The organism is Pseudomonas sp. B10(2017) (assembly GCF_002113295.1).
Taxonomy (GTDB): domain Bacteria; phylum Pseudomonadota; class Gammaproteobacteria; order Pseudomonadales; family Pseudomonadaceae; genus Aquipseudomonas; species Aquipseudomonas pudica.
Genome location: NZ_NEJU01000005.1, coordinates 163,619 through 179,935, shown reverse-complemented (window position 1 = coordinate 179,935; position 16,317 = coordinate 163,619). Strand labels below are relative to the sequence as shown.

Annotated in this window: 15 protein-coding genes, 1 tRNA gene, 1 pseudogene and 2 riboswitches; of the genes and pseudogenes, 13 read left to right on the top strand and 4 right to left on the bottom strand. The window is 64.7% G+C overall.

Annotation, left to right across the window (positions count from 1 at the left end):
* Positions 1 to 17 precede the first annotated feature (17 nt).
* Positions 18 to 94, bottom strand: a tRNA-Val gene (locus tag CAF92_RS08970).
* Between the two features lie 203 nt (positions 95 to 297).
* Here CAF92_RS08970 and CAF92_RS08965 point away from each other — a divergent pair.
* The gene (locus CAF92_RS08965) at positions 298 to 1,581 is read left to right on the top strand and encodes an FAD-binding oxidoreductase (protein WP_025338521.1); all 1,284 of its coding nucleotides are present in this window, start codon (positions 298 to 300) and stop codon (positions 1,579 to 1,581) included.
* A 120-nt stretch (positions 1,582 to 1,701) separates the two neighbouring features.
* Here the strand turns inward: CAF92_RS08965 and CAF92_RS08960 are convergent, their stop codons facing one another.
* Positions 1,702 to 2,436: a peptidase C39 family protein gene (locus CAF92_RS08960; protein WP_085600321.1), complete on the bottom strand. Its 735-nt coding sequence runs from the start codon at positions 2,434 to 2,436 to the stop codon at positions 1,702 to 1,704.
* Between the two features lie 165 nt (positions 2,437 to 2,601).
* On the opposite strand from CAF92_RS08960, the gene CAF92_RS27435 reads away from it, so the two are divergent.
* On the top strand, positions 2,602 to 2,778 hold the full coding sequence (locus CAF92_RS27435; protein WP_167506588.1) for a hypothetical protein: 177 nt from the start codon (positions 2,602 to 2,604) through the stop codon (positions 2,776 to 2,778).
* Between the two features lie 132 nt (positions 2,779 to 2,910).
* Here the strand turns inward: CAF92_RS27435 and CAF92_RS08955 are convergent, their stop codons facing one another.
* Both CAF92_RS08955 and CAF92_RS08950 read right to left on the bottom strand, forming a co-directional pair.
* The gene (locus tag CAF92_RS08955) at positions 2,911 to 3,663 is read right to left on the bottom strand and encodes a TerC family protein (protein ID WP_003260907.1); all 753 of its coding nucleotides are present in this window, start codon (positions 3,661 to 3,663) and stop codon (positions 2,911 to 2,913) included.
* 28 nt (positions 3,664 to 3,691) lie between these two features.
* The gene (locus CAF92_RS08950; RefSeq protein ID WP_025338519.1) at positions 3,692 to 3,931 is read right to left on the bottom strand and encodes a hypothetical protein; all 240 of its coding nucleotides are present in this window, start codon (positions 3,929 to 3,931) and stop codon (positions 3,692 to 3,694) included.
* A 133-nt stretch (positions 3,932 to 4,064) separates the two neighbouring features.
* Here CAF92_RS08950 and nhaR point away from each other — a divergent pair, with 133 nt between their 5' ends.
* The 11 genes and pseudogenes from nhaR (at position 4,065) to CAF92_RS08890 (ending at position 16,267) form a co-directional block, all read left to right on the top strand.
* The gene (gene nhaR, locus CAF92_RS08945) at positions 4,065 to 4,958 is read left to right on the top strand and encodes a transcriptional activator NhaR (RefSeq protein WP_015269780.1); all 894 of its coding nucleotides are present in this window, start codon (positions 4,065 to 4,067) and stop codon (positions 4,956 to 4,958) included.
* A 35-nt stretch (positions 4,959 to 4,993) separates the two neighbouring features.
* Positions 4,994 to 5,202: riboswitch (cobalamin riboswitch) on the top strand.
* Positions 5,203 to 5,310: 108 nt separating this feature from the next.
* Entirely contained in the window at positions 5,311 to 7,437 is a 2,127-nt protein-coding gene (locus tag CAF92_RS08940; RefSeq protein WP_085600318.1) for a TonB-dependent siderophore receptor, read from the top strand.
* 203 nt (positions 7,438 to 7,640) lie between these two features.
* Complete coding sequence (locus tag CAF92_RS08930; RefSeq protein WP_085600315.1) at positions 7,641 to 8,807, top strand: DUF1624 domain-containing protein; 1,167 nt, start codon at positions 7,641 to 7,643, stop codon at positions 8,805 to 8,807.
* 28 nt (positions 8,808 to 8,835) lie between these two features.
* Positions 8,836 to 9,034: riboswitch (cobalamin riboswitch) on the top strand.
* A 110-nt stretch (positions 9,035 to 9,144) separates the two neighbouring features.
* A complete protein-coding gene (locus CAF92_RS08925) occupies positions 9,145 to 10,155 on the top strand; it encodes an ABC transporter substrate-binding protein (protein WP_085600312.1) in 1,011 nt (336 codons plus the stop codon).
* On the top strand, positions 10,155 to 11,171 hold the full coding sequence (locus CAF92_RS08920; RefSeq protein WP_085600309.1) for an iron ABC transporter permease: 1,017 nt from the start codon (positions 10,155 to 10,157) through the stop codon (positions 11,169 to 11,171). The genes CAF92_RS08925 and CAF92_RS08920 overlap by 1 nt, the downstream gene beginning before the upstream one ends.
* Positions 11,168 to 11,956 carry an ABC transporter ATP-binding protein gene (locus CAF92_RS08915; protein ID WP_085600305.1) on the top strand — a complete coding sequence of 263 codons (789 nt, stop codon included), beginning with the start codon at positions 11,168 to 11,170 and terminating at the stop codon, positions 11,954 to 11,956. Before CAF92_RS08920 ends, CAF92_RS08915 begins: the two co-directional genes overlap by 4 nt.
* 16 nt (positions 11,957 to 11,972) lie before the next feature.
* Entirely contained in the window at positions 11,973 to 13,313 is a 1,341-nt protein-coding gene (locus CAF92_RS08910) for an OprD family porin (protein ID WP_046615664.1), read from the top strand.
* A 105-nt stretch (positions 13,314 to 13,418) separates the two neighbouring features.
* Entirely contained in the window at positions 13,419 to 13,898 is a 480-nt protein-coding gene (locus CAF92_RS08905; RefSeq protein ID WP_085600302.1) for a hypothetical protein, read from the top strand.
* 77 nt (positions 13,899 to 13,975) lie between these two features.
* Complete coding sequence (locus CAF92_RS08900) at positions 13,976 to 15,547, top strand: sensor domain-containing diguanylate cyclase (protein WP_085600299.1); 1,572 nt, start codon at positions 13,976 to 13,978, stop codon at positions 15,545 to 15,547.
* Positions 15,548 to 15,622: 75 nt separating this feature from the next.
* Positions 15,623 to 15,733 (top strand): annotated as a pseudogene (locus CAF92_RS26605) (ParA family protein); the annotation flags it as partial.
* Between the two features lie 123 nt (positions 15,734 to 15,856).
* On the top strand, positions 15,857 to 16,267 hold the full coding sequence (locus CAF92_RS08890; protein WP_085600294.1) for a DUF2946 family protein: 411 nt from the start codon (positions 15,857 to 15,859) through the stop codon (positions 16,265 to 16,267).
* The last annotated feature ends 50 nt before the right edge of the window (positions 16,268 to 16,317 follow it).

Here is a 16,317-nt window from a genome sequence, read left to right as displayed (position 1 = left end):
AAACCGGGGCTTTTGTTTGGTAGGCACAATTGGACTCGAACCAACGACCCCCACCATGTCAAGGTGGTGCTCTAACCAACTGAGCTATGTGCCTGTCGTGTGGTGCGCATTCTACCCATTCCAAAAACCCTGTCAACACTTTTTTTCGCGCTAACCTACTGAATCTTAAACTCTTTATAGAAACGCGCGCTGACGGGGGCCGAGTAAAGGATTTTCAACAGACGACTAGCGGGTGTTTATTATTATTGATAGCATCGGTACATTCGTTAAAAATATAAAACACGAGGTTCCTGCAGCATGGCTAACACCCCCTACCCCCAGTCCTACTACGCCGCCTCGGCCAACCCGGTGCCGCCACGTCCGGCGCTGCAGGGTGAGGTGGAAACCGATGTGTGCATCATCGGCGCCGGCTACACCGGCCTCTCCAGCGCCCTGTTCCTGCTGGAGAACGGCTTCAAGGTGAGCATCGTCGAAGCGGCCAAGGTCGGCTTCGGCGCATCGGGCCGCAACGGTGGCCAGATCGTCAACAGCTACAGCCGCGACATCGACGTCATCGAACGCACCGTCGGCCCCAAGCAGGCCCAACTGCTGGGCCAGATGGCCTTCGAAGGCGGGCGCATCATTCGTGAGCGCGTGGCCAAGTACAACATCCAGTGCGACCTGAAGGACGGCGGCGTGTTCGCTGCCCTCACCAGCAAGCAGATGGGCCACCTGGAGTCGCAAAAGCGCCTGTGGGAACGCTTCGGCCACAACCAGCTGGAGCTGATGGACCAGAAGCGCATCCGCGAAGTGGTCGCCTGCGACAACTATGTGGGCGGCATGCTGGACATGAGCGGCGGCCACATCCACCCGCTGAACCTGGCCCTGGGCGAAGCCGCCGCGGTCGAGTCGCTGGGCGGCATCATCTATGAGCAAACCCCGGCCGTGCGCATCGAGCGTGGCGCCAACCCGGTGGTGCACACTCCGCAGGGCAAGGTCCGCGCCAAGTTCATCATCGTCGCCGGCAACGCCTACCTGGGCAACCTGGTGCCGGAACTGGCCAGCAAGTCCATGCCATGCGGCACCCAGGTGATCACCACCGAGCCGCTGGGCGACGAACTGGCGCGCACCCTGCTGCCGCAGGACTACTGCGTCGAGGACTGCAACTACCTGCTCGACTACTACCGCCTGACCAGCGACAAGCGCCTGATCTTCGGTGGTGGCGTGGTGTACGGCGCGCGTGACCCGGCCAACATCGAGGCGATCATCCGTCCGAAGATGCTCAAGGCCTTCCCGCAGCTGCAGAACGTGAAGATCGACTACGCCTGGACCGGCAACTTCCTGCTGACCCTGTCGCGCCTGCCGCAGGTTGGCCGTATCGGCGACAACATCTACTACTCCCAGGGCTGCTCGGGTCACGGCGTGACCTACACCCACCTGGCGGGCAAGGTGCTGGCCGAGGCCATGCGCGGCCAGGCCGAGCGCTTCGACGCCTTCGCCGGCCTGCCGCACTACCCGTTCCCGGGTGGCCAGATGCTGCGCGTGCCGTTCAGCGCCATTGGTGCCTGGTACTACAGCCTGCGCGATCGCCTGGGCTTCTGATGTAGGCAGGGCTGGCCTCTTCGCGGGTAAACCCGCTCCCACAGGGATATCACTGGGCCTGAGGGCAGCGGGTTTCCTGTGGGAGCGGGTTCAGCCGCGAAAGGGCCGGCACAGATAGAGCTATTTGTTCAGGCTACTCACAGCCTGCTTCGCCGCAATCTCCTGCCCCGCCCGGGCCAGTTCATCCGCAGCCTGCAACCAGCGCTGGCGGTCCACCTGGGCCGGCAGTTGCCGCGGTGGCTGCACCAGCACCGCCCAACTCCCAAGCTTCGCCCAGGCCGAGGCAAAGTCATCGAACGCCATCAGCTGCCGCCGGTGCATGCCCGAGCGCAACAGCACCCGCTGCTTGTAGCGGTCGTAGCCGATCAGCACGGCGTAGCGTGGCTCGCTCCACCAGGCCGAACCATCATCGTAACGCAGCAGCACCGGGTTGCCCGCCGCAACCTGGGTCAACAGCGCGTCCAGCTGCTTGTCCAGTGGATACACCACCATGCCGTAGTCGCGCGCCACCCGGGGGATGCCGGTGTCCAGCGCCTCGGCGCCCTGGGGCAGGTTCAGCGGCTTGTCCAGCAGCCCCGGCGTGATCGGAGCCCCCTGTTGCGACAGCACCGCCGCCAATGCCATGGCCCCGCTGTGGTTGGCGTTGCCACGGTAGAACGGCACGCTGCTGATCTCGACCCGCTGTGGCAGGCCCTTGAGGTTGGCGGAGGGTGCGCTGGCACAACCGGCCAGGCTGGCCGCTACCAGGCAGGCCGCCAGCAGCCGACGAGGGATGGTCTTGAAGGAAGGTTGCTGCATGGACACTCGCTTGCTCCAACGCCGGGCAGGCAGCGCCCGGCTCTGGCCACCGATCATAGGTCGGACAGCGGCGCGGGTATAGTCCGACACCGGTTAGGAGCAAATCGGACCAAGCAATAGACCTTTGGTCAATGGAACGTCACAGGCGAAAGACTAGACTAAAGCAGTGTCTGGAAGGCCAGCGTCGGCGACCGAGCGCGGCCCGTAGAGATGGAGGCACAGATGAGCCTGACCATGGCGATACTCATGCTGGTGGGCATGTGGCTGAGCGTTGCAGCTGCCATGCTGTGGGGTGTACTGCGTATCGTGCGGCGTCATTCCCACCACCACCTGCCACCGCAGGCCCCCGCCAAGCCACAGCCTGTGCGCCGGGCGCGGCGGCATGCCGGGGTGCACTGACTAGAGATTTTCCCTACCCCTATTCGCGGGCTTGCCCGCTCCCACAGGGACCGCGTAGCTATCTGGCTGACGCGGCACCTGTGGGAGCGGGCAAGCCCGCGAACGGGGCGCAAGCGCCCCGCTTTTCTTGCATCAACCTTCAGCCGCCTCACGCTTCAACCGCGCCCGACGGGCCAGGATGTTGAGGATCTCGATCGCCGTCGAGAAAGCCATGGCCGCGTACACATAACCCTTCGGTACATGGGCGCCGAAACCTTCGGCGATCAGCGTCATGCCGATCATGATCAGGAAGCCCAGGGCCAACATCACCACGGTCGGGTTGTCGTTGATGAAGTTGGCCAACGGGTCGGCGGCTACCATCATGACGATCACGGCAGTGATAACGGCAATGATCATGATCGGCAGGTGTTCGGTCATGCCCACGGCGGTGATGATGCTGTCGACCGAGAAGACGATGTCCAGCAACAGGATCTGGAAGATCGCCGCGGCAAAGCCCAGGGTAACCGTCGACGACACCTTGGCTTCTTCCTTGGCCCCGTGCGGGTCGACGTTCTCGTGAATTTCCTTGGTCGCCTTCCACAGCAGGAACAGGCCACCGGCAATCAGGATCACGTCCTTCCAGGAGAAGGCATTGCCGAACACTTCGAACACCGGGTCGGTCAGCTGGACGATCCAGGCCACCGTGCTGAGCAAGGCCAGGCGCATGACCAAGGCCATGCTGATACCGATACGGCGCGCCTTGGAGCGATACTCCACCGGCAGTTTGTTGGTCAGGATGGAGATGAAGATCAGGTTGTCGATGCCCAGCACGACTTCCATGGCCACCAGCGTAGCCAGGGCAACCCAGGCGGTAGGGCTAGCGACGAGTTCCAGCAAGTATTCCATTGTTCAAATCCTGCAGCAGCGGTTGGGGTCAGATTTCCTGGGTGTCTTCTTTCTTGTCGGCGTCCTTGGGCTTGTGCCCTTCGCTGCCGATGGCCTCGCTCAATGCCTGCTGTGCGGCCTTGTTGGTGTCGTCGATGGCCTGCTTGGCCGACTGTGCAGCCTGGTCGAGCATCTGCTGGGCAGATTTCTCGGCCTGCTCGCAACCGGCCAGGGTGAACAGGGCCAAGGCCAGCACCAGCGGCGTGCCGATGGATTTTAGTTGCAGCATGGGTTCCTCGCTTTTCATGTTCCTGCGGCGCACACGGCGCTGATGGAGTCGCATTCTAAAGAGCGCAACACATCCGGAAAATTCGTATTTTCAGCGGTTATACTTCGGTTTTTACGAATCCGGAAACATACCGATGCTCAACTATCGGCAGTTGCACTACTTCTGGGCCGTGGCCAAGACCGGCAGCATCGCCCGCGCCAGCGAACAGTTGAACCTGACCCCGCAAACCATCAGCGGGCAAATCAGCTTGTTCGAACAGACATACGGCCTGGAGTTGTTCCAGCGCGTGGGGCGCCAGCTGGAGCTGACCGAAACAGGGCGCCAGACGCTGATCTATGCCGAACAGATGTTCCAGCTGGGTAGCGAGCTGGAGGCCATGCTGCGGGCCGGCCCGCAGGAGCAGATCCTGTTCCGCGTGGGCGTGGCGGACGTGGTGCCAAAGTCCATCGTCTACCGCCTGCTGGCACCGACCATGGAGCTGGACGACGTTCTGCGTATCAACTGCCGCGAAGACAAGCTCGAACGGCTGCTGGCGGACCTGGCGATCCAGCGCCTGGACCTGGTGATTTCCGACAGCCCCATGCCCAGCCACCTGGACATCAAGGGTTATAGCCAGAAACTGGGCGAGTGCGGGTTGAGCTTCTTCGCCACTCCGGCGCTGGCACAACGCCTGGAAGGCCCCTTCCCCGCCTGCCTGCAGGATGCGCCATTGCTTATCCCCGGGCAGGAAACCGTGGTACGCAGCCGCCTGCTGCGCTGGCTGGGTGAGCAACAGGTGCAGCCACGGATCGTTGGCGAGTTCGATGACAGTGCCTTGATGCAGGCGTTCGGGCAGTCGGGCAGCGGCATCTTCGTCGCGCCCAGCGTGATCGCCGAGGAGGTATGCCGCCAATACGGCGTGGAGCTGATCGGGCAGACCGAGGCAGTGCACGAGTCGTTCTATGCCATTTCGGTAGAGCGCAAGGTCAAGCACCCGGGGATCGTGGCAATTACCGAGGGGGCGCGACGAGAGTTGTTTCATTGGTAGCAGGCGGATTTGACGCCTCCCGCGTTTCAATGGTCATATGCCCGCCAGTTTCAGGTGCCCTGCGCCGCCGTGCGCAGGGTGAAACGGGAAGCCGGTGCGTCGTGTTGCCCACGACAAGTCCGGCGCTGCCCCCGCAACGGTAAGCGAGCGAACCCTTCGAGATACCACTGTGCACCTGCATGGGAAGGTGAAGGTTTCATGCCCCTCGCAAGCCCGGAGACCGGCCTGGAGCTTCACTTGGCAACCCGCGGTGGGCGGGCGCAGGCCGGTATCCGTGCGCGCGTCTGTGTGCACGGTGCGCCTTTGCGTGTTTTCCACCGGGATCCATTCATTCCTGCAGTAGTGGAACGACATGTCCCGTATCTTCAAGCTTCACCCCCTGGCGGCCTGCCTGGCCGTTTCCCTGCCGACACTGGCCGATGACCTCGACCGACAGCCACTGGCCCTGCCCTCCACGGCCATCACTGACACCCTCGACAGCTACGCCATCGACCTGGCCACGCCGACCCAGGCTGGCTCGCGTCTTGGCCTCAGCGCCCTGGAGACACCGGCCAGCACCAGCAGCATCAGCGCCAAGCAGATCCAGCAGCGCAACAACTTCACCGTACAGGACGCGGTGACCCGCTCACCGGGCATCAGCTACATCGGCTCCCCGGGCGACGGCGGCACGGGCCTGTCCGCCCGCGGCTTTACCGGGCACAACTCGGTGATGACACTGTTCGACGGGGCCCGCCTTTACACCGGTGCCGGCACTCAGACGTTCCCGGTCGACCCATGGATGGTCGAGCGCATCGATGTGATTCGCGGCCCGGCCTCGGTGCTTTATGGCGAAGGCGCCACCGGTGCGGTGGTCAACGTGATCCCGAAAAAGCCGTTTGCCGGCGAGGTACGCAACCACCTGCGCCTGGGCTACGGTTCGTGGGACCGCCAGCAGCTCGGCCTGGACAGCGGCGGCAGCCTCGACGAGCGCCTGAGCTACCGCCTGGCCCTGAACCAGCAAACCGGTAACGGTTGGGTCGACCGCACCCCGTCCCGCAGCCTGGCGCTGAGCGCCGCGCTGCGCTTCGACGCCAGCGACGACCTCAGCTTCACCCTCGCCCACGACCGCGGCGATGCGCAGCCTGCCAACTACTACGGCACCCCGTTGATCGACGGCCACTACCGCAGCAGCCTGCGCAAGAAGAACTACAACGTGCAGGATGACGTGCAGCATTACGTCGATGAATGGACCCGCCTGAACACCGACTGGGCTTTGAACGACCACCTGAGCGCCAGCAACCAGCTGTACTACATCAAGAGCCGCCGTCACTGGCGCAACGCCGAGGACTACAGCTGGGATACCGGGCGCCAGCAGATGCTGCGCGGCAGCTACCTGCAGATCAAGCACAACCAGGAACAGTTCGGCGATCGCCAGGCATTCACCCTCGACCACAGGCTGTTTGGCCTGGCCAGCAAGACCGTGGTCGGCGCCGAGTACAACAAGGTCCGCTTCAACATCGACAGCAACGCACCCTACAACGATGCAGGCAGTGACTACATCGACCCGTGGCAGCCGCAACCGGGTTGGTTTCACAGCGCCTCGCCGCTGCGCCCGCAAACCCTGTCCACCACCCACACCTTTGCCCTGTTCGCCGAAAACCGCCTGCAGTTGAGCGATCGGCTGTCACTGGTTACCGGCGTGCGCCGCGACCAGAACCACATCGTCCAGGAGAAACTGACCACCGACAGCCGCAGCGACCGCAGCCTGCAAGGGGGCAACTGGCGTGCCGGGCTGGTGTTTGCGGTCAGCGACGACCTGTCGCTGTATGGCCAGTACTCCACCAGCGAGGACGGGGTCAACAACCTCATCAGCCTCAGCGCCAACCAGATGCACTACGACCTGACCGAGGCCAGACAGACCGAGGTGGGGCTGAAGCAGCGCTTCTGGGAGGGGCGTGGCGAATGGACATTGGCGGCCTACCACATCGTCAAGAAGAAGCTGCTGGTGGATGACCCGATCACGCACGAGAAGCAGCAGGCTGGCCAGCAGACGTCCGACGGCCTGGAGGCAACCCTGGAACTGGCGCTGGCGCACCAGTGGCAGGTGTCGGCCAACGCGGCGATCGTGCGCGCAAGGTATGACGACTTCGACGAAATGGTCGGTGCCGTGGCGCAGGACCGTGCGGGCAATCACCCGGCCAATGTCCCGCGGCGTACCGCCAACCTGTGGCTGAGCAAAGGCTTCGGCCAGCGGCTGGAGGCCGGCATTGGCGCGCGTTATGTGGACGAACGATATGCCGATACCGCCAACACCCAAAGCGCCCCCGGCTACACCGTGGTCGATGCCGACATCGGCTGGCAGGTGTTGCCGGATGTGCGGCTGGGGTTGCAGTTGAACAACCTGTTCGACCGTGAGTATGTGCAGTCGGCGTTCAGTGGCCAGCAGTGGTTGATGGGGATGCCACGGTCGTACTTTGCGACGGTGGATTACAGCTTCTGACCTGAACTGCCTGCACCGGCCTCTTCGCGGGCTTGCCCGCTCCCACAGGTACTGCAAAGGTTTCAGAATGGGTGAAATTCCTGTGGGAGCGGGCAAGCCCGCGAAAGGGCCGGTACAGGCCCCACAAAAACAGTTACCAACTCACCACCATTTAGTTATAAGATAACGTTTCAGTTGACATCCATTCCTATCAGCGAATTCCCATGACAAGCGCCAGTGCCACCCCCACCCTGCTCACCCAGCGCCTGCAGAGCATCGATGCCCTGCGCGGCCTGGTGATCCTGTTCATGCTCCTGGACCACGTCCGCGAAACCTTCTTCCTGCACCGCCAGGTCAGCGACCCGATGGCCATCGATACCACCGAGCCTTCGCTGTTCTTCAGCCGCACCCTGGCCCACCTGTGCGCGCCGGTGTTCGTCATGCTGACCGGGCTGTCGGCCTGGCTGTACGGCGAGAAACACCAGGGCCGCGGCGATGTCTCGGCGTTCCTGTTCAAGCGCGGGCTGTTCCTGGTGGTGCTGGAATTCACCCTGGTCAACTTCGCCTGGACGTTCCAGCTGCCACCCAGCGTCATCTACCTGCAGGTGATCTGGGCCATCGGCGTGAGCATGATCGCCCTGTCGCTGCTGGTCTGGTTGCCACGCGCCGCCCTGATCGCCCTGGGCGCAATCATCATCGCCGGCCACAACCTGCTCGATGGCCTGCACTTCGGCGTCGAATCAGCCTTGCATGTGCCTTGGGCGATCCTGCATGACCGGGGTTGGCTGGAGTACTCCGAAAGCCTGCGCCTGCGTACCTCTTACCCGGTGCTGCCGTGGATCGGTGTCATCGCCCTGGGCTATGGCCTGGGCCCATGCTTCGCCCGTGCCAGCGAGGCCGGCCAACGCCAGCATCGCCTGCTGCTGGCCGGGCTGATCGCGCTGCTGGGCTTTGTTGCGCTGCGCCTGGTCAACGGCTACGGCGAGGCGCCGTGGAGCGCTTACCCGACCGTCACGCAAACCCTGATGAGCTTCTTCAACATCACCAAATACCCGCCGTCGCTGCTGTTCCTGGCCCTGACCCTGGGCTGCGGCCTGCTGTTGCTGCGCGCCTTCGAACGCGCCGGCCAGGCCCGGTGGATCAGTGCCCTGGCGGTGTTCGGCGCGGCACCGATGTTCTTCTACCTGCTGCACCTGTATGTGCTGAAGCTGCTGTACCTGGCCAGCGTGGCGCTGTTTGGCCACAACCATGGCGACTACTTCGGCTTCGACGGCATCCCTGCGGTGTGGCTGGGGGCAGCGCTGCTGGCGGTTTCGCTGTACCTGCCGGTGCGCTGGTTCGCCCGCCTGAAGGCGCAGCGGCGCGACATCACCTGGCTGAAGTACTTTTGAAAAGCGTTTTCACCCGGCGGCACGATGGTCTACCATGCCGGCCGCCGGTTTCCACCACGGAATCAATAGGGAATCCCAAGCCCGCCAATTCGGGCCAAACGGAACTGCCCCCGCAACTGTAGGTGCCGAGCCTGCTCCATCGATGCCACTGGGCCACGAACCCGGGAAGGCCGGAGCCAGGCCATGACGCACCAGTCAGGAGACCTGCCGGCCTACATTCACCAACCGGCGGGGTGTCCGGGATTGGCCATCAGTGTTGCCCCTGCCGCCAGCGGGGGCTCGGCGATGCCTGTCCGTGCGTTCCTCACCCGAACTGTCCGATAGGAGATCGCCCAGCATGCTGCCCCGTTTTGCCACCCTGCTCGCCGGCCTCGGCCTCACCGGCCTGGCCCAGGCTGCTGCCACCCATTACCCGCTGACGGTCGACAACTGCGGCAAGCCGCAAACCTTCGCCCAGGCGCCGCAACGCACGGTCACCATTGGCCAGGCCGGTACCGAGATGCTCTACGCGCTGGGGCTGGGCGACAAACTTGCAGCCACCTCGCTGTGGTTCAACAACGTGCTGCCCGAGTACCAGATGCAGAACGCCAAGGTGCCACGCCTGGCCGACAACGAACCCAGCTTCGAGGCGGTAGTGGGCAAGCGCCCGCAACTGGTGACGGTGCAGTTCGAATGGATGGTCGGTGCCCAGGGCGTGGTCGGCACCCGCGAGCAGTTCGATGAACTGGGCATCCCCACCTACCTGCTGCCGTCGGACTGCGAAGGCAAGGACAACCTGGTGGGCGCCGATGGCACCCGCCTGCAGGCGTTCCAGGTCGACACCATCTACAAGAGCGTCAGCCAGCTGGCGGCAATCTTCGACGTGCAGGACCGTGGCACGGCCCTGAATACCGAGCTCAGAAGCCGCCTGGACAGTGCCAGGGCGCAACTGGCCGACAAGGACCTGGCCGCCACCTCGGCGCTGTTCTGGTTCTCCAGCGCCGACCTGCACACCGACCCCTACGTGGCGGGCCGCCAGGGGGTCGCCGACTTCATGCTGCGTACCCTCGGCGTGCGCAACGTGGTCGAGTCCAGCGAAGAATGGCCGACCGTAGGTTGGGAAACCCTGGCCAAGGCCAACCCCACCTGGCTGATCATTGCCCGCATGGATCGCCGCCGCTACCCCGCCGACGACTACGAGAAGAAGCTGGCATTCCTGCGTAGCGACCCGGTAACGCGCAACATGGACGCGGTGAAGCACGACCGCATCATCATCCTCGACGCCGACGCCATGCAGGCCGGCATTCGCTTGTTCAGCGGCCTGCAGACGCTGGCTGCCGCCTTCGCCAGCGGCAAAGCAGCCCAGTGATGATGCGCCTGCTACCCTGCATCGCCGTTGCCCTGGCCGCCCTGTTGGCAGCCCTGCTGGCCGGCACCGCCATCGGCGAAACCAACCTGTCGCCCGGCGTGGTCAGCCAGGTGCTGGCCAACCACCTGTGGCAGGCCGGCTACCCGGTCGACCCGATCGACGCCGGCATCGTCTGGAACTACCGCCTGCCCCGCACCCTGGTTGCTGCGGCCTGCGGCGCCGGCCTTGCCACCTGCGGCGTGATCCTCCAGGCACTGTTGCGCAACCCGTTGGCCGAGCCTTACCTGCTGGGGCTGTCTGCCGGCGCCTCGACCGGTGCGGTGCTGGTGGGCCTGCTGGGCTTCGGCAGCCTGGCGCTGAGCATGTCTGGCGGCGCCTTCATCGGCGCCCTGGCAGCGTTCGCCCTGGTACTGGTACTGGCCCGGGCAGCCGGCCCCAGCAGCAACAATGCCCAGGTGATCCTTGCCGGAATCGCCGGCTCGCAACTGTTCAACGCCCTTACCGCCTTCCTCATCACCATGTCGGCCACCGCCGAGCAGGCACGCGGCATCCTGTTCTGGCTGCTGGGCAACCTCAGTGGCGTACGTTGGCCTTCGGTGTGGCTGGCCGTGCCGGTTGTACTGTTCGGGCTGCTGGTGTGCCTGTGGCATCGCCGTGCCTTGGATGCCTTCACCTTCGGTGCCGACTCGGCGGCGTCGCTCGGCATCCCGGTGCGGCGTACCCAGTTGCTGCTGATCAGCTGCGCGGCGCTGGTGACCGCCGTGATGGTGTCCATCGTCGGCGCCATCGGTTTTGTCGGGCTGGTGATCCCGCATGCCCTGCGCCTGCTGCTAGGCCCCGGGCACAGCCGCCTGCTGCCCGCCAGCGCACTGGGCGGGGCACTGTTCCTGATTGCCGCCGACATCCTGTCGCGCACCTTGATCCCTGGCCAGGTGATCCCGGTTGGCGTGGTCACCGCGCTGCTCGGCGCACCGGTCTTCGCGTTGATCCTGATCAGCCGCCGGGGGCGCCCATGACGGTCATGACGGCGGTACGGATGGCCCCCTTGAGTTGCCAGAACCTGGGGCTGCAACTGGCCGGCAATATCGTGCTCAGCAATATCGAACTGAGCGTTGTCGCCGGTGAAACCCTGGGCATCGTCGGCCCCAACGGCTCCGGCAAATCCTCGCTGCTGAAGGTGCTGGCCGGGCTGCGCAAGCCAGGCAACGGCGGCGTGCAACTGCTGGGGGAACCGCTCGCACGGTTGCCCCGCCGCCGGGTCGCCCAGGCCTTGGCGCTGGTCGAACAGCAGGCCGACACCCTCGATGCGATCAGCGTGTTCGATGCCGTTGCCCTGGGCCGCACCCCCTGGCTGTCGGCGCTGGCGCCGTTCTCCCGGGAGGACCACGCGATCGTCGAACAGGCCCTGGCCGACCTCGACGCCCTGCACCTGCGCACACGCCTGTGGGGGTCGCTGTCGGGTGGCGAACGCCAGCGCGTGCACATCGCCCGTGCTTTGGCACAGCGGCCGCAGGTGCTGCTGCTGGACGAGCCGACCAACCACCTGGATATCCAGCACCAGCTGAGCCTGTTGCAGCAGGTGCAGGCCTTGCCGGTGACCACCCTGGTGGCCCTGCACGACCTCAACCAGGCGCTCACCTGCGACCGCATCGCGGTGCTCGACAAGGGCCGCCTGGTCGCCCTCGGCAAACCGCTCGAGGTGCTTACACCCGAGCGCCTGCTGAACACCTTCGGCGTGCACGCCCATTACCTCATCGACCCTTTCGACGGCGCGCGCATCCTGCGTTTTCGCGCCCCCTGAACAGGAAGTTCTGCCCATGTCGCGCTCTGTCCCTTTGCTGCTCGCCAGCGCCCTGCTCGCCCCCCCTGCACTGGCCGACTCCGCCCAGTCGCAAAGCAACGGTTTTGTCGAGGATGGCCGCTGGAGCCTGCTCAACCGCAGCGTATTCGACCAGCGCGATTACAAACACGGCGGGCGCAACAGTGCCGGGCGCAACGCCTACAAGCCGCGCAATGAACGTAGCGGCAAGGCCGAGGAATGGGCCTATGGCCTGATGGGCACCTTCCGGTCCGGTTTTACCCAGGGGCTGATCGGTGTCGGGGTCGACGCCCACGCCTACCTGGGCGTGCAACTCGATAGCGGCGGCGGGCGCGTGGGCAAGGCACGCTTGCTCGGGGTGGATAACGAGGGGCACCCGAAGAACGAATACAGCCGTGCCGGCGCGGCACTGAAACTGCGCATGTCCGATACCGTGCTGTCCTACGGTGAGCAACGGGTCAAGACCCCGGTGTTCAGCTCGTCCGATAGCCGCCTGCTGCCCGAGACCGCGACCGGGTTCTTCCTTGACAGTACCGAGTTCGACAACCTCAGGCTGGTGGCAGGGCATTTCAACGAGAACGCCGACCGCAATGCTTCCAGCCACGATCAGGGTTTCGTGGTGAACTACTCCAATGGCCGCCAGGGCAACAGCTTCGACCTGGCCGGCGTGGTGTGGAACCCCGGCGCCGTCTTCAGCGGCAGCCTGTACACCTCACGCTACCAGGACAGCTGGAACCAGCATTACCTGGGCAGCACCCTCAGCCATGCCCTGGATGAGCGCCGCAGCCTCACCCTCGACCTCAACCTGTACCGCACCACCGACACCGGCAAGGCGCTGTCCGGGCACATCGACAACACCACCTGGAGCCTGGTCTCGCGTTACGACCACGGGCCGCACGGTTTCAGCCTGGGCTGGCAGCAGGTGGACGGCAACACGCCGTTCGACTACGTGACGCGAGGGGCAATCTTCATTGCCAACGCGGTGCAGATGTCGGACTTCAACGCACCAAACGAAAAGTCGTGGCAGGCGCGCTATGACCTGAACATGGGCGCCTATGGCGTACCGGGGTTGAACCTGACGGCGTTGTACGTGCGCGGGTTCGATATCGACGGCAGCCATGTCGACCCTGCGGGCGGGTATGCCTACCTGGGTTATGGCAAGGGGGGCAAGCATTGGGAGCGCGACCTGGAGGCCCGGTATGTGGTGCAGAGCGGCAAGGCCAAGGGCACCGCGTTTTCGCTGCGGCATAACGTGCATCGGGGCAATACGGCGCAGGCGGAGCTGGATGGGGACCAGATACGGTTGGCGGTGGAATGGCCGTTGGGGGGTGGGTTCTGATGTTCCGCGTTGCCTGAATGGGGCTGCAAGGCAGCCCCCAAAATCCATCAGGCAACCACAACTGCCGTATAATCGGCAGCACTCACTGCCCAACCAGGCCACGCCATGCCTCGCTTCCAGAAGTTGCTGCTGCCCCTGCTGCTGACTGCAGCCCTCACCGCCTGCGACCAGAAACCCTCCCGCGAAGAACAGATCCTGGCCCAGTTGCCGCTGCAGGATGCCTACACGCACAATATCGAGCGCATGGCCGCGCTGCTCGGCCGCACGCACCCGCAGCTGTCGCAAGCGACCATCCAGAGCGTGCTGCGCAAGCACCTGACCGTCGAGGACCAGCGCCAGGACCTGTTCCGCCTGTACAGCGAAAAGAACTTCAGCAATGCCGAATTCGCCACCATCGTCGAGGCCACCCAAGACCCGGCCAAGGCCCGCGCCCTGGAAGACACCGAGGCCGGCAAGCGCCTGAGCGAGAAGCTCACCGCCCTGATGCGCGAATCGGCCCGCGACGCGAAGGTGCAGGCCCTGGCCGAGCAGCGCATGCAGCAGGTTGAAGACGAGCTGGACGCGCTGGAAAACCCAGGCTCCTGAACGCGGTTCCCCACTGCGCCCATAAGGCGTAACGTTGTACCCATTTCGTAGCCGTTTTCGATCATCCGAGGTCAGGATTGCCACACGCCAAGCACGGACTGCGTCTGGATCTACGCACACTCATTCTGGTGCTTTGCGCCCTTACCGCCGTGGTCATGCTGTGCGCCAGCTATTTTGCCAGCTACCGGGTGCAACGCCAGCTGCTGATCGACCACGCCCTGGAAGCCAACCGGGTGTATGCGATGAAGCTGGCCAGCATCACCGAGACCTTTATCGGCAACGCCTTGCAGCAGCTGTCGTTCAGCGCTGGCGTGCAAGGCCGCCAGCTGGGCGACGCCGTCGCCCTGCAGGCGGAGACCGAGCGTGTGCTGAACCAGAGCATGGCCTTCAATTCCACGTTCGTGATCGATGCCAACGGGGTGCTGCTGGCGATATCCCCTGCACACTTGCGGCACATGGTCGGCAGGCACATGCATTCGCCCGGTGTCCAGAAGGCACTGCAGGTGCGCCGCCCACTGGTTTCGACGCCCTACATGTCAGCGGCCAACAACCTGGTGGTGGCGCTGTCGCAACCCATTTTCGACAGCAACGGCAGCTACCTGGGGTATGTCGGCGGCAGCCTGTACCTGCGTGAACGCAATATCCTCAACAGCCTGCTGGGCGAGCATTTCTACAAGGACGGTTCCTACCTGTACGTGGTCGACCGCAATCGCCGTCTGTTGTATCACCCCGACAGCCAGCGCGTGGGGACAGTGGTGGAAGGCAATGAATTGATCGACCAACTGTCAACGCTGGGCAGTGGTACCCGGCAACTGACCAACAGCCTCGGTGTGGAAATGCTCGCTGGCTTCGCCACCGTGCCCAGTGCCGGTTGGGGCGTGGTGGCGCAGCAGCCGCTGACCCAGACAGTCATGCCACTGAGCCACCTGATCCTCAACGTGGTCGGCACCTCTGCGCCATTGGCGCTGGTGGGCAGCGTGCTGCTGTGGTGGCTGGCCATGACCATCGCCCGGCCGCTGTGGCAGCTGGCCGCTGGCGCCCGCTCGATGGACCGGGCCGGCACTGCCGAGCGCCTGCATCGGGTGCCGGCCTGGTACTTCGAGGCGGCCGAGCTGAAGCGCGCGCTGCTGTTCGGGCTGAACCTGCTGCATGAACGCATCGGCCGGCTCAACCGCGACGCCCAGACCGACCCGCTGACCGGCCTGGGCAACCGCCGCAGCCTGGAATTCAACCTGTCGCTGCTGGAAGCCGAGGGGCGCGCATTTGCGGCCATCGTGCTGGATGTCGACCATTTCAAGCGGGTAAACGACTGCCACGGGCACGAGATGGGTGACCAGGTGCTGCGCCGGCTGGCGGAACTGATGCGCCGCTGCTGCCGCGAGGGTGACCTGCTGTGCCGCACCGGCGGCGAGGAGTTCCTGATGCTGCTGCCGGGGGCCAATCTGGAGGTTGCGACAGCGGTGGCCGAACGGCTGCGGGTGACGGTGCAGGATACGCCGGTGGAGCCGGTGGGGGCGGTGACGGTGTCGCTGGGGGTGGCGCGTTGGGATGGCGAGGCCGAGAGCGAACCGGGGGATGCATTGAGCGCGGCTGACCGGGCGCTTTACCGGGCCAAGCAGGAGGGGCGCAATCGGGTAGTTGTTGCCTGAGCGCCCTTGCTTGCCTGTGCCGGCCTCTTCGCGGGTAAACCCGCTCCCACAGGTAACCTGCTGCCCTCAAGGACAAAGCATCGGGTGGCGATCACCGAAACCCGCTATCGCAACCTGCACCTGGTGACCGCCAGCCCCGACCTCAGCGACCTGCAAGGCAAGCTGGAGAGCAAGTTCAAGATCAACACAAAACCACTCCGCCTTTGAAAGCCGTGCACGGCCTGGTGTCGCGATGAGCTGCAAAACAGCCCCGAAATATCAAGCCAGAACCACTACCCGACCGTTCATCCGGATGGTAGATTCGCCGCCATGAAAATCACCCGGCATACCCGCACGCTGACAGCCTGGACACTCTACGCCTGCGTCCTGTTCAGCCTGGTTCTGTGCGGCCTGCACCATGGCCAGATGGGTGGCCTGCGCCTGGCCGGCCTGGAAGGCGGTTTCTGCTCGATCAACAGCGAACACGGCGTTGCCATCGACCTGGACGGCGCCGGCGGCGAGCAGCACATGGCCCAGCTCGATTGCCCGGTGTGCTCCTCGTTCGGCCTGGCCGTGCCGCTCAGCAGCGGCGGCTGGTCGTTCACCCCTACGCAAGCCGTGGCCAGCTCGCCCATCGTGATGCGCAGCTGGGCGCAACCGCCGCCGCGCTATCAACGCCCCGCCCTCAACCCCCGCGCCTCCCCCGTCGCTTTCCCCGCAGCCGTACTTCATTTCGCCTGACCTCAGCCGGGCGCGCCTGACTGCGCGCGCTCGCGGTCAGCCATGACCTT

Coding starts and splice junctions, on each gene's coding strand:
- CAF92_RS08965 (WP_025338521.1), top strand. CDS start 298: ATGGCTAACACCCCCTACCCCCAGTCCTACTACGCCGCCTCGGCCAAC.
- CAF92_RS08960 (WP_085600321.1), bottom strand. CDS start 2,436: ATGATCGGTGGCCAGAGCCGGGCGCTGCCTGCCCGGCGTTGGAGCAAG.
- CAF92_RS27435 (WP_167506588.1), top strand. CDS start 2,602: ATGAGCCTGACCATGGCGATACTCATGCTGGTGGGCATGTGGCTGAGC.
- CAF92_RS08955 (WP_003260907.1), bottom strand. CDS start 3,663: ATGGAATACTTGCTGGAACTCGTCGCTAGCCCTACCGCCTGGGTTGCC.
- CAF92_RS08950 (WP_025338519.1), bottom strand. CDS start 3,931: ATGCTGCAACTAAAATCCATCGGCACGCCGCTGGTGCTGGCCTTGGCC.
- nhaR (WP_015269780.1), top strand. CDS start 4,065: ATGCTCAACTATCGGCAGTTGCACTACTTCTGGGCCGTGGCCAAGACC.
- CAF92_RS08940 (WP_085600318.1), top strand. CDS start 5,311: ATGTCCCGTATCTTCAAGCTTCACCCCCTGGCGGCCTGCCTGGCCGTT.
- CAF92_RS08930 (WP_085600315.1), top strand. CDS start 7,641: ATGACAAGCGCCAGTGCCACCCCCACCCTGCTCACCCAGCGCCTGCAG.
- CAF92_RS08925 (WP_085600312.1), top strand. CDS start 9,145: ATGCTGCCCCGTTTTGCCACCCTGCTCGCCGGCCTCGGCCTCACCGGC.
- CAF92_RS08920 (WP_085600309.1), top strand. CDS start 10,155: ATGATGCGCCTGCTACCCTGCATCGCCGTTGCCCTGGCCGCCCTGTTG.
- CAF92_RS08915 (WP_085600305.1), top strand. CDS start 11,168: ATGACGGTCATGACGGCGGTACGGATGGCCCCCTTGAGTTGCCAGAAC.
- CAF92_RS08910 (WP_046615664.1), top strand. CDS start 11,973: ATGTCGCGCTCTGTCCCTTTGCTGCTCGCCAGCGCCCTGCTCGCCCCC.
- CAF92_RS08905 (WP_085600302.1), top strand. CDS start 13,419: ATGCCTCGCTTCCAGAAGTTGCTGCTGCCCCTGCTGCTGACTGCAGCC.
- CAF92_RS08890 (WP_085600294.1), top strand. CDS start 15,857: ATGAAAATCACCCGGCATACCCGCACGCTGACAGCCTGGACACTCTAC.